The organism is Pontibacillus marinus BH030004 = DSM 16465 (assembly GCF_000425225.1).
Lineage (GTDB): Bacteria > Bacillota > Bacilli > Bacillales > BH030062 > Pontibacillus > Pontibacillus marinus.
Genome location: NZ_AULJ01000066.1, coordinates 1 through 20,096, shown reverse-complemented (window position 1 = coordinate 20,096; position 20,096 = coordinate 1). Strand labels below are relative to the sequence as shown.

Sequence of the window (20,096 nt, the reverse complement as noted above, 5' to 3'; positions counted from 1 at the left end):
CGAGATCAGTGAAAAAGTAGGCTTTTTTCGGATGAAATGGTAGGGTGAGAAGTTCAAATTGTTATATATACCATTAAATTTGGATTTGGCATCAAAAAAGAAGGAGTTTTGGAGGATAGTAGGGCTGCTATCCTCTTGAAATTAACCGCTATGGCGGTTAATTTCGCCTGATTGTCCATGCTTAAGAGGCCATACCCCCTAGCTCGGGATAGACCGTGGAATCGTTTGAGCTCCGCATTCTTTCCTTCTATGGAAGCTCGCTTTTTATACTTTTCCTTAAACGCCTCTGTCTTCTGGTATTGGGAAATGCGGTAAAATTCAGGCGTGTTTACCCCTACCGTTAGTATTCTTCTAGCCGATCTCTTGGCACACTGGTCATGGAGGGGACAAGCTTTACACTGATTCATTTCAAAATAATACTTATACCCTTCTCGTTTGCCATCTTTATTATTTGAGGTGTAATACTTCTTCTTGACTGTCGTATTTCCCTGGCTACAGTGCCATTCGTCGGCATCCTTATTGTAAGAGAATTGTTCTTCATCCATTCGGTACACGAGAGGACTCACAGGAATATATGCTTTCGCTCCAAGCGATTTGATGTCATCTAAAATATCTTTTCTGAAATAGGCTTTATCTCCGAACACTTCTTCGACACACAGCCCCGATTTCTTCGTTTCCGTCAACAAATCCTTCGTATCACTACCGTCGATTGCGGCACCATCGGAGGTGCGCACGGAGGTAATGATTCGCTCGTCTGTTGTCATCATAAATTCTGTTTTGTATCCATAAAACGATTGGTTCTTACCTTTTCTTCCTACACGAGCATCCAAATCAACAAGGGAACGAATACCTTTTTGAGCCATAAACTTCGGATCAGCCAGAATGTCCTTAGCCTCTTGAATTGCCTCAGATGTTTGTGGTTCGGTAGATGAACCTTGATTTTCGGCTTCATGAATTACTAATTCTAAATGGTTTTTCATGACGGCTTTAGCTTCTTTGTGATCTTCAATCTCTTGATAATCAGGGGTTTCAGGGATGTTGGTTAACGCCTCTTCCTTTTCTTCTTCAAAGAGCTGTTTAATGTTTCGTGCTAAATGTTTCATCATTCGTTCAGGGGTCTTTTTAATCGTATTCGCTTCGACATGGGTGGCATCAATACTGACGCCAGTTCCCTTGATAATACCTAATTCCACACACTGTTTGGTGATTTCAATCATCATTTCATCTAGTGTGGAATTACCTAGACGATGTCGACGAAATTTGCATAGAAGGCTTTTATCCGGAAGTTCATCTTCAGGATTGACGCCGATAAAATACATATAAGCTAAGTTTAAGTTAGCTTCCCGTATCGTTACTTCATCCGAAAGCTCGTAAAGATGTTGTATAAACAACAACTTACACATCAATTCAGGTTCTTTGGCAGGACGTCCAAAATTTGTACAGTAGGTCTCTTTGAGAAGCTCATTGATAAAACTGAAATCGATATAGGTATCAATCAATTTAAGGATATGATGTTCTGGAATTTTACTATATAATATAGAGTGAAGACTGAGTTGCTTTGGCTCTTGTCGAAGCACAAGAAAAACCCCCTCATGGTTCGGTATTTGGTCGTACTCATTATACCATGTAGGGGGTTTTTATTTTATATTGGTGGACTTTTTCACTGGTCTCGAACAGTTCCTATGTTCGTTCTGCAGCCAAGGAATATGTTTCTGCAGATAACCCATGTAGAGTGTGGAATCAACTGTTATGAAGGTTTGCCTTTAATCTAACGTTTTATTAAATATAATTATTAAATTCCGAAAGACATGTTAATAAAAGCATGTCTTTTTATTATGCACTCTCCACAACCTCTTGTGCCTAAACCACAAAAACCCCCACCAAACATTGTGTCCTCAACACGTTGCCGCTTACATGTAAAAATAGTTACAATATTCATAACAAATCAATACAAAAGAAAAAAAGCCTATGTTATTCCTTCTGTTTTGGAAAGAAATATCGTAGAGACGACGATATGGAGGGATTTGTGATGGAAGCGATAAGCAAGAAGTTTTTTCTTCACTTATCAAGTAGCTCGGTTTTGGACCGGCTTGCTAAGAAGTGGGGTCCGAAATTTGGGGCGAATAAAATCGTAGGTGGGGAAACATTTGAAGAAGCTGTTCCCTTAATCCAGGACTTAAATAGTCAGGGGTTACACATTACAGTCGATCATCTTGGTGAGTTTGTCTCATCTGAAAAGGAAGCGAGACAGCGAGCGCAGGAGTGTATTCAAACCATTCAAATGATCAGTAGTCACCAGCTTACTTCACAGGTGTCGGTCAAACTAACGTCACTTGGATTAGACATTCGACACGATGTGGTCTGGGAGAACATGATCGCCATTATGGATGAAGCACAAAAGCACGATGTTGTCGTAACCATTGATATGGAAGATTCAACGCGAACCGAGAAGACACTCGAAATCTACAAATCTTTAAAAGAGAGGTATGACAATATAGGTACCGTCATACAATCTTATTTGTACCGCTCCAGTGAAGATTTAGATGATTTAAGCTCATATGATCCGTATCTTCGCTTAGTAAAAGGAGCTTATAAAGAACCAGGTAAAGTTGCTTTTGTTGAGAAGTCTGATGTAGATGAGAACTTAAAGCATTTAATCGAGAAGAATCTATTAAATGGTCACTACACGGCAATTGCCAGTCATGATGATGCCATGATTGAGTTTACAAAGGCATTTGCTGTGGAAAACAATATTCCGACGGACCAATTTGAGTTTCAAATGCTGTATGGCATGCGAAACGATACACAAATGGCCCTGTTAAAAGAAGGGTATAAGGTCCGCGTGTATTTACCTTATGGTGATGATTGGTATGGCTATTTCATGCGCCGTTTGGCGGAAAGACCAGCCAATGTGTCATTTGCAATCAAAGGACTTTTCAAGAAATAAACAAAAGTGTTACGTTTAAACTAAAGCGTTTTCAAAAATGAAAGGGGAATGAATGTTATGTACACACCATTTAAACATGAACCATTTACGGACTTTTCTGTTAAGGAAAACAAAAAGGCATTTGAGGATGCTTTAAAGAAGGTAAAAGGTGAACTCAACAAAGATTATACCCTACTTGTTAACGGTCAACATATTAAGACAGACAACAAAATTACGTCTGTAAACCCAGCGAAAAAAGATGAAGTTGTGGGTACAGTATCAAAAGCGGACCAAGAAATTGCTGAGCAAGCGATGCAAGCAGCATCTGACGCTTTTGAAGACTGGAGAAAATGGTCAGCTGAATCTCGCGCAGGAATCCTTTTCCGTGCAGCAGCGAAGATCCGTCGTCGTAAGCATGAATTCTCTGCTTATCTAGCATATGAAGTAGGTAAGCCATGGAAAGAAGCAGATGCGGACACAGCTGAAGCAATTGACTTCCTAGAGTACTATGCTCGTCAAATGATCGAGCTAGACAAAGGAAAGCATGTTGAAAGCCGCGAAGGCGAAATGAACCGCTATATCTATCAACCTAGTGGCGTAGCTGTTGTTATTCCACCATGGAACCTAGCATTCGCGATCATGGCTGGTACAACTGTAGCACCTCTTGTAACAGGTAGCACTGTTGTAATGAAGCCTGCTAGTAACAGCCCAGTAATCGCAGCGAAATTCGTTGAGGTTCTTGAAGAGTCTGGCCTGCCAAAAGGCGTACTAAACTTCGTACCTGGTAGCGGCGGTGAAGTTGGGGACTATCTAGTGGATCACCCGAAAACATCTCTAATCTCCTTCACTGGTTCTCGTGATGTAGGTACACGTATCATTGAAAAAGCGGCTAAAGTACAGCCAGGTCAAAACCACCTTAAACAGGTTATTGCTGAAATGGGTGGTAAGGACACAGTTGTAGTTGATAAGAGCGCTGACATCGATACAGCAGTAGATGCTATTGTGGTTTCTGCATTCGGATTCTCTGGTCAGAAGTGTTCTTCAGGCTCCCGTGCTGTTGTACACGAAGATGTGTATGATGAAGTACTAGACCGCGTTGCAAAAGAAACAAAAGAACTTTCTGTTGGTAACGCAACAGAGGACAATGTGTACATGGGTCCTGTTGTAGACCAAGCAGCATTCGATAAAATCATGGGCTATATGGAAGTTGGTAAAGAAGAAGGTCGCCTAGTTGTTGGTGGTAACGGTGATGACTCTAAAGGTTATTTCATCGAGCCAACTGTATTTGCAGACCTTGATCCAAAATCCCGTATGCAGCAAGAAGAAATCTTCGGCCCAGTTGTTTGCTTTACAAAAGTAAAAGACTTCGACGAAGCAATTGAAGTTGCAAACAACACTGAATACGGCTTAACAGGTGCGGTAATTTCTGAAGACCGTCAAAACCTAGAGCGTGCAGCACGTGACTTCCACGTAGGTAACCTGTACTTCAACCGTAATTGCACAGGCGCAATTGTTGGTTACCAGCCATTCGGCGGATTCAAGATGTCTGGTACAGACTCTAAAGCTGGTGGACCAGATTACCTTCAACTGCACATGCAAGCGAAAACAATTTCTGAAATGTTATAAGAAGAACCATATACCAAAGAGCCCTTCTCGTTATTGCGAGAAGGGTTTTTTGCGTATTTTGATCTGATAAAAATTCTTCTACCTTTTTCTTATGAGCTTAAATCGGTATAATAGGGGATGCACTGTAAAGAAACATATGCTCTTACTTGATAAAAGGAAAGGGAATGCCATGTGAATGCAAAGCAACTAATTTTCCAAACAGAGGATATACATAAAGCAACAGAACTGATTAGCTCGAGGTTAAAGAAGCCTGTCATCATTGAAAATAAAAACTTCGAGCTGATTTCTTATAGCACTTCTACTGAGGAATTTGGTCAAATTCAGCAGAAAACGATTCTTTCCAAAAAGTGTCCCGTATTTATCATTGATCGCTTAAAAAAGGAAGGAATTGTTCAAAAGCTCGAGAAACAACCAAGTCCGATTCGCATTGACCCGATTGAGGAGTTAGGATTTAGCCAGCGTGTTGTAATGGGTGCTCGTCACCTGCGTCATACGATGGGCTACATTTGGATTCAAGAGGCCAACTCACCAGTTCTTGAAGAGGATCTGGCTTTTTTAGAAGAAGTAGCTCCTCACATTGGGAAGTTGATCTATGATGTGTACAATAAGTTAAATGCATCAGACAGTCGCAAGGATGAATTGTTATGGAAGCTCATTCACCAGGAATATGGAAGTGAACAACAGCTCAAGCACGATGCGACGATTGCAAAACTCGCATTACCCGAGCGTCATTCCGTATTGATCTTTTCACTAACGAATCCACACCAGAGATCCTTATTGGATTACTTAGAAGATATCGTGAATAAGCTACCTGAAAGAAAAGACATCTATCTCCTCAAGACAGAGTTTTTGATTGTGATGATTGTTCATGGCAAAAGAGATGATGAAGGTAGGATAACGGAAAAAGCACGTGGTGTGATTGAGATGATCAAAGAAAAACTCGGCACCTCAGATTTTTATAGCTTTATGATCGGACTCGGAAAAGAGTACAAACAACTTTCCGATGTTCGTAAAAGCTTTCTTGAAGCCTTTGAAGTGATCGAAACAGCGAACTTTATCGAACCAAGACCTGAAACAATGCCTCGTGAATTCGCAAAACTAGGCGTATATCGTTACCTGGCGACCTTGTATGAAAAAAATAGCTCTGAGGATTACTTCAGTCATGACCTTCTAAAGCTCATTGGCAAGGATCATGAAAGTCAAACAGACCTGTTAAAAACGTTAGAGGTTTACCTAGCGAATAACGGGAAAGGCAAGCAATCAGCAAACGAACTTTTCATTCACCCGAACACATTGAACTACCGAATCAAGCAAATCCAAGAGATCACCAATATTGATTTTAATGATTTTAATATGAAAAGTTATCTTTATACAGAGCTTCTGTTGTTGAATAACGTTCCCGCTTACTATAAGAGGTATAAGGATGCAATTCGAGCGAATTTAGAGTTAGAATGAAATAGTTTATTGTAGAGGGCAAGGTCATGTTAAGATCTTGTCCTTTTTTATGTACTGATGATGTATATGGTATTTAATCTATGTAGTTTTTAGCAATATTACTGATATATGGTATAAACCCACGAGATCTTAAATGAATTAAGAGTTATCTTTATTCATCTTATGTTTCTCTACTTTATTCAACAAACGTGCCATTATGTTGAAGACTTGGATTCGAGATAAATGTATGAAAATGGCATGGTTTTTATAATTTGATAAAATTAATATTAAGAATAACGGTGATTTAGGTGGTGAAAATAATATGCTTGAAAACAATGAACTTTCAAGGAAAAGAAAGTATGGTTGGGTTGAACAATGGGCTAAAATGACGGGAGAAAGAGCCAAAATTGATGCTAAAGTGCACAACACCTATATTGTTTATGCAACCAAAGACGGTTTAGTTAAAGAATTCCCTAATGGTGAAGTGAAACCATATACTGTAGAGGAAAAGGGGAATTAGAGGGGGCCTTCTTATTAAGGAACAAATGAAAAGATAATATTTAACCTAACCAAAACCTTTTATAATAATGCAGTTTTAATAAAACTAATTTTTCAGCTTGAGGGCGCGTTTATTTAATAACGCGTCTTTTTGTATAGTCAGGTTTATAGAAGGAAGAAGGAATCCAAAATGATTATCTTGAACTTGTATATTATTCCAGAAAAAATGAATCTAGAATTTGGAGGAGAAGTATGAATTACTGCGGTGATTGTGGAAGTCTTTTGAATGAAAATTATAATGGTAATGCTAAAAAGGTTTGTACTAAATGTAATTGGAAATGGTATGACCCTCCGGTTCCAGTGGTAATAGTTTTTGTATCAACCCAGAATAATGAGATGTTATATGTACGTCAAAAATGGTTTCCAGAGAATAAATGGGCCACTGTATCAGGATTTATAGATAAACATGAAAGTGCTGAAGAAGCAGCCGTAAGGGAAGTAAGGGAAGAAACAGGTCTAGAGACTAGAGTTATAGAAAATTGGGGGACGATTATAAGTAAGAACAGACCAAATGACTTGTATATAATGGTCCATTGTGAAGTAAATGGAGGAAAGTTACAAGCTGGAGATGATGCAGATGAAGTAGATGTTGCACCAATAGACACACAACGACTAATTGAGGGGAGTATAGCTGAACATATGCTGCTTAAATTCTTAAATAATTAAAATATATGTAGAATGGCTGAAAGGAGCTATAAATTGAAATATATTTTGCTTTTTGTAGTCGCAGTGATCTTAATGATTGCTGGTGCTATAGGCGTGAGGAACACTTTTTTTGTAGCACCGATAGAATACTTTTACTTATATATCGGTCTTATAGGCTCAGGTCTAAGTATTATTTTAGGTTTGCTAATTCATGGTTTTATTAGGAAATATAAGAGTACTGGGCTACACTGGAGTTGGCAAATTGGTTTGTGTATCTTAATTTTTGTAACAATAGCATATTTCGCCTCTCGAACACTATTTAAATTTTAAAAAGTGACATATTATTACTAATATAAAGAGCATACCTTACAACTCGTTTATTGAGTGGGATTCTAGAAAAGAGGAGGGAAGAATTTGCTGAGTTTTAAAACCATCGATATCAATGATGATCGTGGGAAGGTTATTGAATTTCGAAAAGACTCCTTTCTAATTAGTTTTGGGGAGATTTCAGGATTTGGAGATGAAAAAGAATACCTAAATTGGTTAGAAAAGAAGATAAGTAATTATCCTGATGGATTTGTAATGGTGAAAAAAGGTGATAACATAGTTGGCCAGCTTGAGTTAACCATTAGAGAATATGAAGATAGAGAGATAGGATATGTTAATTTGTATTACTTAATTCCAGAGAATCGAGGTAGGGGGATGGGGAAGCAATTACATCAGTATGCACTAAATTTTTTTGAAAATCATAATGTGAATGAATACCACTTAAGAGTATCTCCTACTAACATTAATGCATTAAAATTCTATAAAAAACTTGGACTGGAAGAGGTAGGACCTGAAGTTAATGGAAAAGTGATTAGAATGAAAGGTACACTATAACCATTTCTTATTGCGTGATCAAGAGGGATAAAGAATAATCATATATTTAAAAGTATCTCGGATTCAAATATTCAGCAATCGGGCGCTTTTCTGAAATAAGGAAACCCCATTTAGGTTCGTATAATAGGTTATTATATGGATATTTATACTAAACATTAAAGGGTTATTGGGAGTGGATTTAATGTTTAAAAGAAAAAAACATACATCGAATGATTATAAAAATACATCGTTGATTTACTTTATAATTTCGGCATTTATACTATTTGGAATTACTGTTGTTAGTTTTTTTGAGGGCTTTGATAAGAGTGTAATTTCTCCTATTGTAGTAATGGTTACAGCTTTTATTGTGGGAATTTTATTTAGAAGGAAAGGTAGAAAAGAAGCAATATTATCTAAGAACGATAGCAATAGTTAAAGAACAAATTAATAATTATCTCGAAATCAAGTATTCATTTATTGGGCGCCGTCCTGGAATAAGGAAAGTCCTTTTTATTTGCCTTGTTCGTATAATAGAGCAGGTTATTTACTGGATATTTGTTTTAAAATTTGAGTTGGAAAAATGTACTTAATCTAGGCAGTTTGTATAAATAATGGTGTGGGGGTAAAAGGAAATTTTATATATAGATTGGAGACATTTAGTAGAAAAATTTACACCAGCAGGGTACGTTGGTGATTGGGAATCTATTGCAATGGTATTTCTTGTACCTTTAGTTATGTTAATCGCGAGAAAGTGGAAATGGTTTGCGGTTTTTCTAACATTAGATATACTTTTTGCTTACATGATATTTGATTATATTTTAAACGGTACTAATGCAAAGGGTATGGTAATATTCTGGATTATTATTCTGTTACTGTATTTTGTTTCTTTAATACAATTAATATCTAATTTCTATAAAAAGAGAAATAGTTAGGGATAATTCATTTTCAATAAGCGGGTGATTTAGTGAAACAGATTAATGAATATCTCGAATTCAAGTCTTTAAGATTATGGCGCTCTAATTATATATCAGTCACATGATACGTTGTTATTTTAACTACCGTTCAATTTCATTTCTAAATTTTCTTTACACCCCATTTTTTATCTGAATGTGTATGTAGGTTAAGTTTTTTAGCAAAGTTTTCTGCACTAGAGAAGTTATGGAAGATTTTATTCGAATTGCTATTTGAGTTCTTTAGGGTTTCTTCAGTTCCCATTACTATTCTTGAAATTACGTACATTGGAGTCAACTCCTAACTCTTAAAAAATATGCAGAATTCAATTTTTTCTAATTATATAGCATATATAGAAATTATTGGATTACATTTTATTTAAAAATTCTTTTCTATGTTACAAAATTTTGTAGTAATAAAATTCTGGCAATTGATTTTAAGAGTCCTATTATTAAAATTTTCTCAACTTCTCTTCTTCCTTAATAGGCCGCTTTAATGAAAGGGAAAGGCATTAATCTAAAAAAGGATTAGTGACTCTTTTATTGAAATAAATAGGTAGGTGTGATGTAAATCATTTAAAATTCTTTTTAACTATTAACCTACATTTTTGTTTCTAAGGGAGAGATTACGATGTGGAGAAAAATAGAGTGTGTTGCAATTTATACAGAAGAGATTGAAAAGTCATTGAATTTCTATCAATCGTTAGGTTTAACAAAAGCATGGGAAGCTTTTCAAGATGAAGAAAAACAATGGAAACTGATTGGTATGAAATTTCCTGATGGTAAATCAGAGTTAGTATTAAAGAATAACCCCAATTTGAATTTTGCTGAAATTGAGATTGTTGTTGAAGATGTTCAGGAAACTTACGAAACATTAAAATCTAATTCCGAAGTTAAGTGGATTCGTACTCCTTTCCCTAATTCTTTGGGCGGTCATGTTGCTGTAATGGAAGCACCAGACGGAAATGCTTTTGTTTTGGTAGGAAAGTAAGGAATATCGGGAGAGGGAAAAAGATGATAAGTAAGCAAAGGTTATGAGACTAATCCAACAATGTTAATGGAGGAATAGGAGAATACTAGATGAGTTTTAATTGGGAAACTTGTTCATCTGACATAAAAGATTTCATTTTAAATCTACATAAAGAGATTACAAAAATAATAAATGACAATATGGTTGGTTTCTATATTCACGGTTCTGTGGCTATGGGAGGTTTTAACCCGATCAGTAGCGATGTTGATATATTGGTCGTCACGGAAAAACCCATTACTGTTGTAACCAAAAGGAAATTAGCAAAACTCTTTTTAACGTGTTCTAATTCTCCATATCCAGTGGAAATTAGCTTTCTAAATCTTGACCAATTAAAATACTGGAAACATCCTTGTCCATTTGATTTTCATTATAGTGAAACCTGGAGAGAACGGTATGAAAATGATTTATTAAGGGGAACATACTACTTTTTAAATGGAGATGTTAAAACTGATTCAGATCTAGCAGCTCATATAACTATAACGAATAATAGAGGGATTTGTATTGTCGGCGCCCCAATTATTGATGTTTTCCCTATAGTTCCACGGAGCGATTATATCTCTTCAATTGTGGGAGATTTTAAGGATTGTCTAGAAAATATAGAGGAAGATCCAATTTATTGTACTTTAAATTTAATTCGAGTCTATTGGTATCTAAAGGAAGGCGTAATTTCTTCAAAGCAAGAAGCTGGTAACTGGGGATTAGGAACATTCCCCAAAGAGTTTAGTATGACTGTTAAAAAAGTAGTAGATTGTTATGCAAATCATAAAAATGCTTATGAGTTAGAGAAAGATGAACTTTTATTGTTAAGGGATTACATTTCGGATAGAGTTCAGAAGTTATTATATCGCGAATTCAAGTCTACATTTTAGGGTGCTAGTGGATAGAGAAATTTTGCATCTAAAATAACGATGCCGAATTATAAGAAAAAATACTACCTGAAGGAAGGAGGAGATTTTATTGGAGAAAAGAGAATTAAATATACATACGCCCCCAAAACATATAGTTTCAGCAGCAACTATTGTACTCAATGATGAAAAGGAAATTTTGTTAATCAAGGGACCCAAGAGATGCTGGGAAATGCCAGGTGGACAAGTTGAAGAAGGCGAATCATTAAGTGATGCTGCAATAAGGGAGACTAAAGAAGAATCAGGTATTGATATTGAAGTTATAAAATTCTGTGGGATATTTCAAAATGTGAACAAATCAATCTGTAATACGCTGTTCTTAGCTAAGCCTATTGGAGGAGAATTTATGACTTCGTCAGAGAGTCTAGAAGTAGGGTTCTATTCTATTGAACAGGCTTTAAGAATGGTAACGGCAGGGAATTTTAGACAAAGAATTGAGTACTGTCTAGATGAAAATACTCATCCTTTTTATGTAGAACATTAATAAAGTGCCATTTGATAATTACCTAGATTTTTAGTCTTCATTTAAAGGTTGTTAAAATGGAGTGAAAAGGAAATTAAAATTTCTATACGAGTGCCTTTCCTATATGGTAGTTTATACTATAAAGATTTAGCGTTAAGTAAATGTACATAAGAGAGGTGCAGTATAGCAATGAATCAAAACTTGTTTCACGACTTAATGGAAGATTTCGATACTCACTTTACCAAAGATGGTGTGAATGGGGAGCGTGTTGCTCGGCGTCTAGCTGAAATTGCAACTATTGGTTTGACTGATGAGGGTGGCTCTCGTCGAATTGGTTTTTCTGAAGAGGAAAAGAAAGCAAAAAAGTTGGTTAAGTCATGGATGGAAGCGAGTGGTCTCGACGTACGTGAAGATGGAGCGGGGAATGTCTTTGGTCGTCTCCAAGGACAGCGGAACGATCTACCTGCAATCTTATGTGGTTCCCATGTCGATACGGTCCCAAACGGCGGTCATTTTGATGGCGTTTTAGGTGTTGTTTCAGCTCTGGAAGTGATTGATTCTTGGAAGGAGCAAGGCTATACTCCCCTCAGACCCTATGAAGTGGTTGTATTTTCCGATGAGGAAGGATCGCGTTTCCACTCTGGTATGACGGGGAGTCACGCTATGCTTGGAGATATTGATATGGAAACTCAAAAAGGGCTAACGGATATCAATGGCTTATCTTTTGAAGAGGTCATCAATGATTATGGATCTACTGTATCTGATTTTGAACAAGCACAGCGAAATATGAATGAAGTGGCCCATTTTGTAGAGGTCCACATTGAACAAGGGAAAGAGTTAGAAAAAGCGGACCTTCCGGTGGGTATTGTATCTGGGATTGCCGGCCCGGTTTGTCTTGAGATGACTTTCTATGGGGAGGCAGGTCATGCAGGAAATACGCCGATGACTGAGCGCAAAGATCCTTTATTTGCAGCGAGTGAATTGATTCAAAAGGTACATGCTCTGCCTTCTCAAGTAAGTGACACTGCAGTTGCAACAGTCGGCAAAATGCACGTAAGTCCAAACGGCGTGAATGTTATCCCTGGTGAAGTCACATTATATGTAGATATTCGTGATATTGTAGTGGAATCACGTGATCAATTAGTAGACTTGATTCGAGAACAAGCTCGGTCGATTGTTCAAAATTCAGGTGTGGAACTAGACATTCATAATAACTTGGATGTCGCTCCTGTTCCGATTAAGGAAGTGAATCAATCACTTCTGAAGAAAAGTATCTCCAATCAAGGAATTGAGCCAATGGTTATGCCAAGCGGAGCTGGTCACGATGCCATGCCAGTTGGCCATCATGTTCCAGTGTCTATGCTATTCGTTCGAAGTAAAGATGGCATAAGCCACAACCCAAAAGAATGGTCATCGCTGAATGACTGTGTGCAAGGGATTCATGTGTTGAAGGATTATGTTGAAAGATTGATGGATGAATAGATAACGAATAAGTTACGTCATAGAAGCGCAATTGGCAAAGAAAAATGCTCAGAGGAATTTTAATTCTGAGCATTTTTTTATTGTCTGCTTTAACACTTAAGACAAGCTATGAATATCTTTTTTCTATATGATTTCCTAATTATGGTATGATAGGGGCAGTTAAATGTAATCTAATTGTATCCTCTTTCATTTTAAAGTAATAAGTGACTGATATATGAATATGGAATTTAGAGAGAAGTTTTATAAAGGGGCCGGAGATACATGAAAAAGGTGTGGATGAGTGCATTAGGAATAGCACTTCTTTTGAGTATATATTTCAATATGAACCAGTATTCGAAAGGAAAAACCTATGAAGAGTATATTGGGGCTCAAGTCGCTAATAGAATTTCCTTAATCGTACATAACTCATTTGAAAGTCAAAAGACGATAAATACAATTCTAGATAAGGAACGTATCACAAAAGGTCAAGCCCACCAGTTGTACCTGAATTTCAATGGAATCGTAGGGGAGCTGCAAGAGTTGAAGTTTTTAAATACCGATTTAGATAAAATTCAAATAAATAGAAATGACTTCTTAAAAGAAAATACTGAAATCGGCAATCATTTTATGGTTAAGTATCGAAAAATGAAAAAAGATGATACCGAAGTTAATGAAATAACCCAAGGTCAGATCGATGACTATAATAAAGTATTACAACTGGTTGATCGTTATCTCTATATCGCTTCTGACACAATAACAGGCATTGATGAAAATGGAAGAAATCCTACTTACAACGTCAACCGCACTTATGTATTTACTTCTGGCGAATGGGCTATATATCTGAAGAAGATACATGACCATACGCATTCTATGGATTCACCTTTTTAAGAAACTAACTAAGAGATAGTCTCTTAGCTAGTTTCTCATCTAGGCTTAAATAGTTTCTTGATTGCCTTCACAATTGGATTTGTATGGTTTTCTTTACTTTGTTCTTGGTTATCATGTAGCTCTGGGACAAAAATATCCTCTATATTCACAGCATGATCATAGGTGAGAACGGCTCCTATATCAGTTTCAGCTTCTCGGTTGCTGACAACTGTATAGGGAATATTGTATTTGGATGCCAGGTCTTGTTCTGAATTCATAAAACGAGGCGAGACATTCCCATTTAATAGAAGCTTCGTGTCAGGGTGATTCTTCATAGCTTGCTCTAATTGAAATAATGCCTCATCTTGCATTAACTGTCCTTTGGTTAAAGCAATCACCACTCGTTCTCTAAACGTCCCTAAAAACCTCTTCCGTTCAGAAGCTTTTATCTGTTTTTTGCCATGAATCCCTTCTTGAAGAACGTCATCAACACTTCGTTTTCCCATTTTCTTTCCTCATTTCTTTTGTGAAATATACTCCTATTTTATTGGATGATCATTCAGCTAAAAAATAGGAGGAATCAAATGATCTCCTATTGTAACAGTAGGTCAAGATTCGTTTTAATCTCACTTGATAAATTTTTATGCGTTCGATAATAAAAAGTGTTCTTATCATTTGTGAGATGGATGTCTAACAATCGAGCTCCTCTTAAGACAGAAAGGTGATGATGAATATTTCCTTTTGCCATTCCGATTTCTTTGACGATGCTCGTAAAGGTGGATGGGGTTTCTGCAATATAGCGGAGAATATTAATTCTTCTTTCGTCACTTAATGCCTTAAATTCACTTAATACTCTTTCTGTTCCATTTACGTTTTTCCCAGTTGGATAGGTAATAAACAGTGTATCTTTAAATTGATCGACTAATGACATAGGTTGGAAATGAATAGCTGGGACAAGATACACTTCTTTTATTTCATCTGATTCAATGACAAAACGACTAACCGATCTAATGACTTCCTCCGTGCTTTCGTTTTCTAAACGTTTCTCCGTTGATTCTGCTTCGTCCTTCAACGATTTAAGACATTCTCTGTCTATTGTTTGAAAGTACTGTTCATTCCACTCTTTTAAAAGTTCAACAAATTGATTACGTTGTGACTCCAGATTACTTGGAACTGTCACTTTATCGCTTAGAAAAGGACTTATTAACTCATAAATTTCTCCAATTGATAAAGATTCTATCCATTTGAAGAACCCTTGAATAGAATCTTTATCAGGACATTGTGCAATTAATATCACTGATAAATCTTCAAAATGGAGATCATTTTTTTCTTTTATTTTTGAAAGTAATTCTTTAGAAATAAGCTTCTCCACATCGTACTTCCACTGAGAACCTATGTCTAAATACTTTAAGTGAGTTTGTCTTTTAAATAAAGAAAAACTTAATAATAGCTCATAAACAGGTGAATATAGCATTTTTATTTTATAAGACAAGGTATTTCCTCCAACTTTTTCTTTAATCGTATCATACATTGTTCAACTTACAATAACCTTGGGATTGGTTATAAATCAATTGACTTATTAATTAGTTCAATTATAATTGAACTAAACAGGTGGGAGGATTTTTATGGAAACCAAAAATGGATTTGTAAACGTTCAACAAAAGGCAGTGAACCTGGTGCAAGAGGGGAATTTTACAGAAGCATCTATGCTATTGGAACAAGCTAAGGAACAGTTCCCAAGAAAACTAGATCGACTAGGGCATTGGAAAGCTGGTATTTATATGTTGCAAGGAAACCATGACAAAGCAATATCAGAACTAAACGAAGTATTAGATAGAGGACTTTGGTGGAAACCAGAATTGTTAATGAACGACACTGAGTTAAACCCACTTAAAGAAAATGCAGATTTTCAAAAGATTGTAGAACAATGCAAGGAGAAATATGAAGCAGAAAAGAAGAATGCAAAAGCTTCATTGCAAGTGGTTGGTAATCCTCAAGCGAATACATCTATTTTTGCATTACATTGGAAAGGTTCTAATGCTGAAGATTTCATAGAACAGTGGAGTGAATCACCAATTCTATCAAACTATTTATTAGGATTTCCCCAATCCTCTCAGTTGTTTAGTTATGATTGTTATTCTTGGGATAACCAAGAGGTTGCAGAAAAAGATGTCACTGATACATTTACTGAATTTAGCGGAAAATACCATCTTGCTGCAAAAGAGAACATCATAGCAGGAGCATCACAGGGTGGAAAAACAGCAATTGAGCTAAGCACAAAAAATAATTCAACAAAATTTAAAGGATTTATAGCAATAGTACCTTCATTTGAAAACACCCAAGAATTTGAAGCAATGCTGCAATCCAATCGTGAAGTAGATGTAAGGGGATATGTGATCACAGGAGATAAAGATCCTTTTTACGATAAGACTATAGAAGCAGTGGATATCTTAAGATCAAATGGGGTTCCTTGTAAGCTGATTGTTAATCGTAAAATGGGGCATATATTGCCTGATGACTTATCTAGTCAAGTAAATGAAGCAGTCGACTATATTTCTGAGAATTAATTAAAACAAATAACAATAGGAGGTACAAAAGTTATATATGCCATTCATTAAATTATCTCGAATTCGAGTCATCTGTATAAGGGCCATTATGTTGAAGACTTGGATTCGAGATAATGCATGTTTATATGATTAACCCTTAAAGAAATATAGTAAAGTGTTCACATCTTATTTTTATTATCAATAGAAAATGCAAGGGTCATCTCCTTTTGCAGAGTAACCTCAAATCGAACTGGGAAGACCTTATTCAAATTAAAGTCTATATTTACTTACCTCAAATTCCGCTCCCTTAGGTTATTTTCACCAGAAAAGCAACTGCATTTTAAAACTTTTTCACAACTCCTATTAGATTTCCATAGTACTAAAGAACAGAAAGAACGGGGATTAATATTCAGAAAATTGTTGACATTATAAATCGGTTTTTATATTATATAACCATTCGGTTATGTATAATTTTGGGAGGTGTTTAGAACGACCAAGAATATTTACCGTGCTCTAGCGGATTCAACAAGACGAGAAATCCTTAATCTTTTATCAAAAGGAGAACAGACACAATCAGATATTGTGAAAGAATTTAATATTTCGCAACCTGCTATTAATAAACAACTCAAAATCCTTAAAGAAGAAGGATTTATACATGTAAGGAAATCGGGACGATACCGTTATTATTCTTTAGAAAGGGAGACATTTGAAGTTGCTTATCGCCAGATGGTTGGTGAAATCGGTACAATGTTAGATCAAACATTGATGGACTTAAAACATTATGTAGAAAATAAGGAGGAAGATGATGATTAAATCAAAAAACGTTAAGCGAAGCATTTGGATTGATAGCTCACTTAAGAAAGTATGGAAAGCTTTAACTGAAGAAAAAGAGTTATTACGCTGGTACACCTGGGACTGTGAGATTAATTTTAGTGAGGGTGGTACAGGAAATTATAACCATGGCTGGGGTGCTTGGACCTCTGGAATATTTGAAGAAATTGTTGAATTTGAAAAATTTGTTCTGCGTACGGGTGTACATGAAAGAACAATCACAACATTGACTCCTGAAAAAAGTGGAGTTCGTGTCACGATTGAATATGAAGTTCCAAGTTTGGAAAATGAACCAGGTATAAAAGAAAATATGGCATTTGGCACGTATCAATTTATGACAAATTTAAAGAGTGTTCTTGAGAAAGAGGAAGATTTAAGACCAGTGTTTTGGAAGTCATGGATTGGCATACAACATACTACTTCAAAATTAGAAAGCACGAAAGAACTAGGGTCTGTTGTTATTAGTGTTAAAGAAGGAACTCCTGCAGAACAAGCAGGGTTAGAAGTAGGTGATATTATTACTACTGTTAATGGCGAACAAATTGGAACATTTGACGATCTGGAATACTTATTAACGACCACAGAAGTTAATAGTTATTTATCACTTACCGTAGAACGAAATGAAAGTGTAAAGGAACTCCGCAGTATGACTGTACGGTATCCAGTAGATTACCGAACAAAAGTTGAGTGGTAAATATATTTTCTAAATAAAAGGGAGTTTTATGGATGGAACAAACAATATTAGATGAGTTTAAAAAGTTTTTAGTAGAGTACAGGGCATCTTGGAATAGTTCAAATTCAGAAAGGATGTCAGCACATCAATCAAAGGATTTAGAAGTTAGATGGGCTAATCCTGATGCAGTTGTTTCAGATTGGGGCAACGAAGAGGCTAAACAAGGTTGGGTTCAAGCGTACAAGCAGTATCAAGGAAGAAACCCTAAGTGGATATTTGAAGATGTACTGATAGATATCAATAAGCAAAAAGAAGGTGTAGCTGTATTTTGGGTGAGGTTTAAACTTGATGGAGAAATGACTGATGTAAAATTACTTTTTGTAGAAACTTTCCGTAAAGAAAATAATGAATGGAAGAAAATTAGAGAGTACGTTGAAAATAGCTTTACTAACTAGTCATTTAAATTTAATACCCAATTATATGTTTGTTATATTAAACTAATTAGTGCTTTCCTTGTTCAAAAAACTAGTATAGAAAGTTGAAAAAACAAATTTATCTCGAATTCAAGTCTTCTGGTTAAGGGCGCGTTTATTTAAAAACGCGTCTATTTTGATGAATGTAAATGGTGTTTATTAACTTGAATTAAGTAACTTATTATTAAAGGTATTTGGACAAATTTGGAGAATTTAAAAGTAATGAAATATGGAAATCTTTACATAAAAATTATATGTAAATTCACAAGACTGGAGTGGGTGTATGGAAAAAGAAGTGAAGTTCAATAAGTATTGTAAAGAAGAATTAACTATAAATGAATTACAAGAATTCATGGAGATAGGGTATCTCTCTTCAAAGGAATTAGTAATGTATTATTTAGATCGAATAGCAAGTTATGATCAGGATGGTAGATGTTTAAACTCAATTCTTGAAGTGAATCCGGATTCAATTTTTATTGCAGAATCATTAGATCATGAAAGAAAAGTAAAAGGAATTCGAGGTCCTTTACATGGGATCCCAGTACTACTGAAAGATAATATAGATACCGCCGACTCTATGCATACAAGTGCTGGTACATTAGCTTTAGAAAATAACATCAGTACTAAAGATGCCTTTCTAGTTGAAAGGCTGCGTGAAGCAGGTGCAGTTATTTTAGGTAAAACAAACATGACAGAGTTAGCGAATGGAATGGCTAGTGATATGTGGGCTGGATATAGCTCAAGAGGCGGACAGGTTTTGAACCCTTATGGCGATCCTAACCTTTTTGTTGGCGGATCGAGTTCAGGTTCTGCAGTAGCCGTTGCAGCTAATTTTACAGTGTTATCAATAGGAACTGAAACGGATGCTTCTATTTTGAGTCCAGCTATACAGAATTCTGTAGTAGGAATTAAACCAACAGTTGGTTTAGTGAGTAGATCAGGGATCATCCCTTTCACCTATTCCCAAGATACTGCCGGACCTTTTGCGAGAACTGTTACAGATGCAGCTTTACTACTTGAAACTCTAGTAGGGTATGATCAACGTGATACTGCCACACATAAGTCTTTCGATAGGTGTGATATTGATTACTCAAGTCATCTAGATAAAAAAGGCTTAGAAGGAGCAAGAATAGGTGTTTTTAGAAATGCTTCAGATAAATTTTATCAGTCAGGAGAATACAGCGAGGATTTATTTTTACAAGCAATTCATAACCTAAATGATCAAGGAGCTAATATCATAGATAATATTGAAATCCCTTCATTCAACAGAGAATGGAAATTGGGAGTTGGTTTATATGAATTAAAACATAGTTTAGACAATTACCTTTCACAACTTCCTCCACAATCACCTGTACATTCAATTTCCCAATTGATTCAGTTTAATAATAAGATAGAGAAGAGAGCCTTGAAGTATGGACAAAATAAACTGGAGCAAAGAGAAAAGTTACAAAACACTTTACGAAGTCCTGAATACTTAAAAGCAAAAATAGATGATTTATATTTTTCACAAGAAAAAGGTATTGATTACACATTAGAAAAATATAATTTAGATGCAATTTTATTCCCATCGTATGTAGGATCAACGATTTGTGCAAAGGCTGGTTATCCAACTATTGCAGTTCCAGCTGGATATATGGAAAATGGAAGGCCTTTTGGAGTTACATTTGCAGGAACAGCATTTAGTGAAGGAACATTAATTAAGGTTGCTTATGCATTTGAACAAGCAACAAAGGCAAGAAAAGCACCCTGTGTAGATAACTTCGAAACTGTATAATGGTATGTCTCTTGTTTAATAGAAGGAGATTTATTTGAATTATCTCGAATTCAAATATTCAGCAATCGGGCGC

The 20,096-nt window shown here is 35.9% G+C and carries 20 protein-coding genes; 17 read left to right on the top strand and 3 right to left on the bottom strand.

Annotation, left to right across the window (positions count from 1 at the left end):
* Window positions 1–53: 53 nt before the first annotated feature.
* Complete coding sequence (locus tag H514_RS23110; protein WP_051254966.1) at window positions 54–1,577, bottom strand: IS1182 family transposase; 1,524 nt, start codon at window positions 1,575–1,577, stop codon at window positions 54–56.
* A 452-nt stretch (window positions 1,578–2,029) separates the two neighbouring features.
* On the opposite strand from H514_RS23110, the gene H514_RS0113860 reads away from it, so the two are divergent.
* From H514_RS0113860 to H514_RS0113790, 12 genes are all read left to right on the top strand, one after another.
* Window positions 2,030–2,947, top strand: a complete 918-nt coding sequence (locus H514_RS0113860) for a proline dehydrogenase family protein (RefSeq protein WP_027447502.1) — start codon at window positions 2,030–2,032, stop codon at window positions 2,945–2,947.
* A 57-nt stretch (window positions 2,948–3,004) separates the two neighbouring features.
* Complete coding sequence (gene pruA / locus H514_RS0113855; RefSeq protein WP_027447501.1) at window positions 3,005–4,552, top strand: L-glutamate gamma-semialdehyde dehydrogenase; 1,548 nt, start codon at window positions 3,005–3,007, stop codon at window positions 4,550–4,552.
* A 171-nt stretch (window positions 4,553–4,723) separates the two neighbouring features.
* Window positions 4,724–6,007: a PucR family transcriptional regulator gene (locus H514_RS0113850; RefSeq protein ID WP_027447500.1), complete on the top strand. Its 1,284-nt coding sequence runs from the start codon at window positions 4,724–4,726 to the stop codon at window positions 6,005–6,007.
* A 301-nt stretch (window positions 6,008–6,308) separates the two neighbouring features.
* Window positions 6,309–6,506 carry a hypothetical protein gene (locus H514_RS0113845; RefSeq protein WP_027447499.1) on the top strand — a complete coding sequence of 66 codons (198 nt, stop codon included), beginning with the start codon at window positions 6,309–6,311 and terminating at the stop codon, window positions 6,504–6,506.
* A gap of 230 nt (window positions 6,507–6,736) precedes the next feature.
* On the top strand, window positions 6,737–7,210 hold the full coding sequence (locus tag H514_RS24005) for an NUDIX hydrolase (RefSeq protein ID WP_051255152.1): 474 nt from the start codon (window positions 6,737–6,739) through the stop codon (window positions 7,208–7,210).
* Between the two features lie 393 nt (window positions 7,211–7,603).
* The gene (locus H514_RS0113830; protein WP_231566654.1) at window positions 7,604–8,071 is read left to right on the top strand and encodes a GNAT family N-acetyltransferase; all 468 of its coding nucleotides are present in this window, start codon (window positions 7,604–7,606) and stop codon (window positions 8,069–8,071) included.
* 181 nt (window positions 8,072–8,252) lie between these two features.
* A complete protein-coding gene (locus H514_RS0113825; RefSeq protein ID WP_027447496.1) occupies window positions 8,253–8,486 on the top strand; it encodes a hypothetical protein in 234 nt (77 codons plus the stop codon).
* A 1,145-nt stretch (window positions 8,487–9,631) separates the two neighbouring features.
* Window positions 9,632–9,991, top strand: coding sequence for a VOC family protein (locus H514_RS0113810; protein WP_027447494.1), 360 nt, complete (start codon window positions 9,632–9,634; stop codon window positions 9,989–9,991).
* 89 nt (window positions 9,992–10,080) lie between these two features.
* Window positions 10,081–10,899, top strand: coding sequence for an aminoglycoside adenylyltransferase domain-containing protein (locus tag H514_RS0113805; RefSeq protein ID WP_027447493.1), 819 nt, complete (start codon window positions 10,081–10,083; stop codon window positions 10,897–10,899).
* Between the two features lie 88 nt (window positions 10,900–10,987).
* Window positions 10,988–11,419, top strand: a complete 432-nt coding sequence (locus H514_RS0113800) for an NUDIX hydrolase (protein ID WP_027447492.1) — start codon at window positions 10,988–10,990, stop codon at window positions 11,417–11,419.
* Between the two features lie 168 nt (window positions 11,420–11,587).
* A complete protein-coding gene (locus H514_RS0113795) occupies window positions 11,588–12,880 on the top strand; it encodes a M20 family metallo-hydrolase (RefSeq protein ID WP_027447491.1) in 1,293 nt (430 codons plus the stop codon).
* 261 nt (window positions 12,881–13,141) lie between these two features.
* On the top strand, window positions 13,142–13,747 hold the full coding sequence (locus tag H514_RS0113790; RefSeq protein ID WP_027447490.1) for a hypothetical protein: 606 nt from the start codon (window positions 13,142–13,144) through the stop codon (window positions 13,745–13,747).
* 35 nt (window positions 13,748–13,782) lie between these two features.
* Here the strand turns inward: H514_RS0113790 and H514_RS0113785 are convergent, their stop codons facing one another.
* Together H514_RS0113785 and H514_RS0113780 are read right to left on the bottom strand one after the other, a co-directional pair.
* Window positions 13,783–14,232, bottom strand: coding sequence for a YueI family protein (locus tag H514_RS0113785; protein ID WP_027447489.1), 450 nt, complete (start codon window positions 14,230–14,232; stop codon window positions 13,783–13,785).
* Between the two features lie 86 nt (window positions 14,233–14,318).
* Window positions 14,319–15,218: an ArsR/SmtB family transcription factor gene (locus H514_RS0113780; protein WP_027447488.1), complete on the bottom strand. Its 900-nt coding sequence runs from the start codon at window positions 15,216–15,218 to the stop codon at window positions 14,319–14,321.
* Window positions 15,219–15,351: 133 nt separating this feature from the next.
* Between H514_RS0113780 and H514_RS0113775 the strand changes: the two genes are divergently transcribed.
* From H514_RS0113775 to H514_RS0113755, 5 genes are all read left to right on the top strand, one after another.
* Window positions 15,352–16,293 (top strand): tetratricopeptide repeat protein, encoded by a 942-nt coding sequence (locus H514_RS0113775; protein WP_027447487.1) that lies wholly within the window; start codon window positions 15,352–15,354, stop codon window positions 16,291–16,293.
* 459 nt (window positions 16,294–16,752) lie between these two features.
* Window positions 16,753–17,085 carry an ArsR/SmtB family transcription factor gene (locus H514_RS0113770; RefSeq protein ID WP_027447486.1) on the top strand — a complete coding sequence of 111 codons (333 nt, stop codon included), beginning with the start codon at window positions 16,753–16,755 and terminating at the stop codon, window positions 17,083–17,085.
* A complete protein-coding gene (locus tag H514_RS23100; RefSeq protein WP_051255151.1) occupies window positions 17,078–17,797 on the top strand; it encodes a PDZ domain-containing protein in 720 nt (239 codons plus the stop codon). The genes H514_RS0113770 and H514_RS23100 overlap by 8 nt, the downstream gene beginning before the upstream one ends.
* Window positions 17,798–17,829: 32 nt before the next feature.
* Window positions 17,830–18,231: a DUF4440 domain-containing protein gene (locus H514_RS0113760; protein WP_027447485.1), complete on the top strand. Its 402-nt coding sequence runs from the start codon at window positions 17,830–17,832 to the stop codon at window positions 18,229–18,231.
* Window positions 18,232–18,532: 301 nt separating this feature from the next.
* A complete protein-coding gene (locus H514_RS0113755) occupies window positions 18,533–20,023 on the top strand; it encodes an amidase family protein (RefSeq protein ID WP_027447484.1) in 1,491 nt (496 codons plus the stop codon).
* Window positions 20,024–20,096 lie beyond the last annotated feature (73 nt).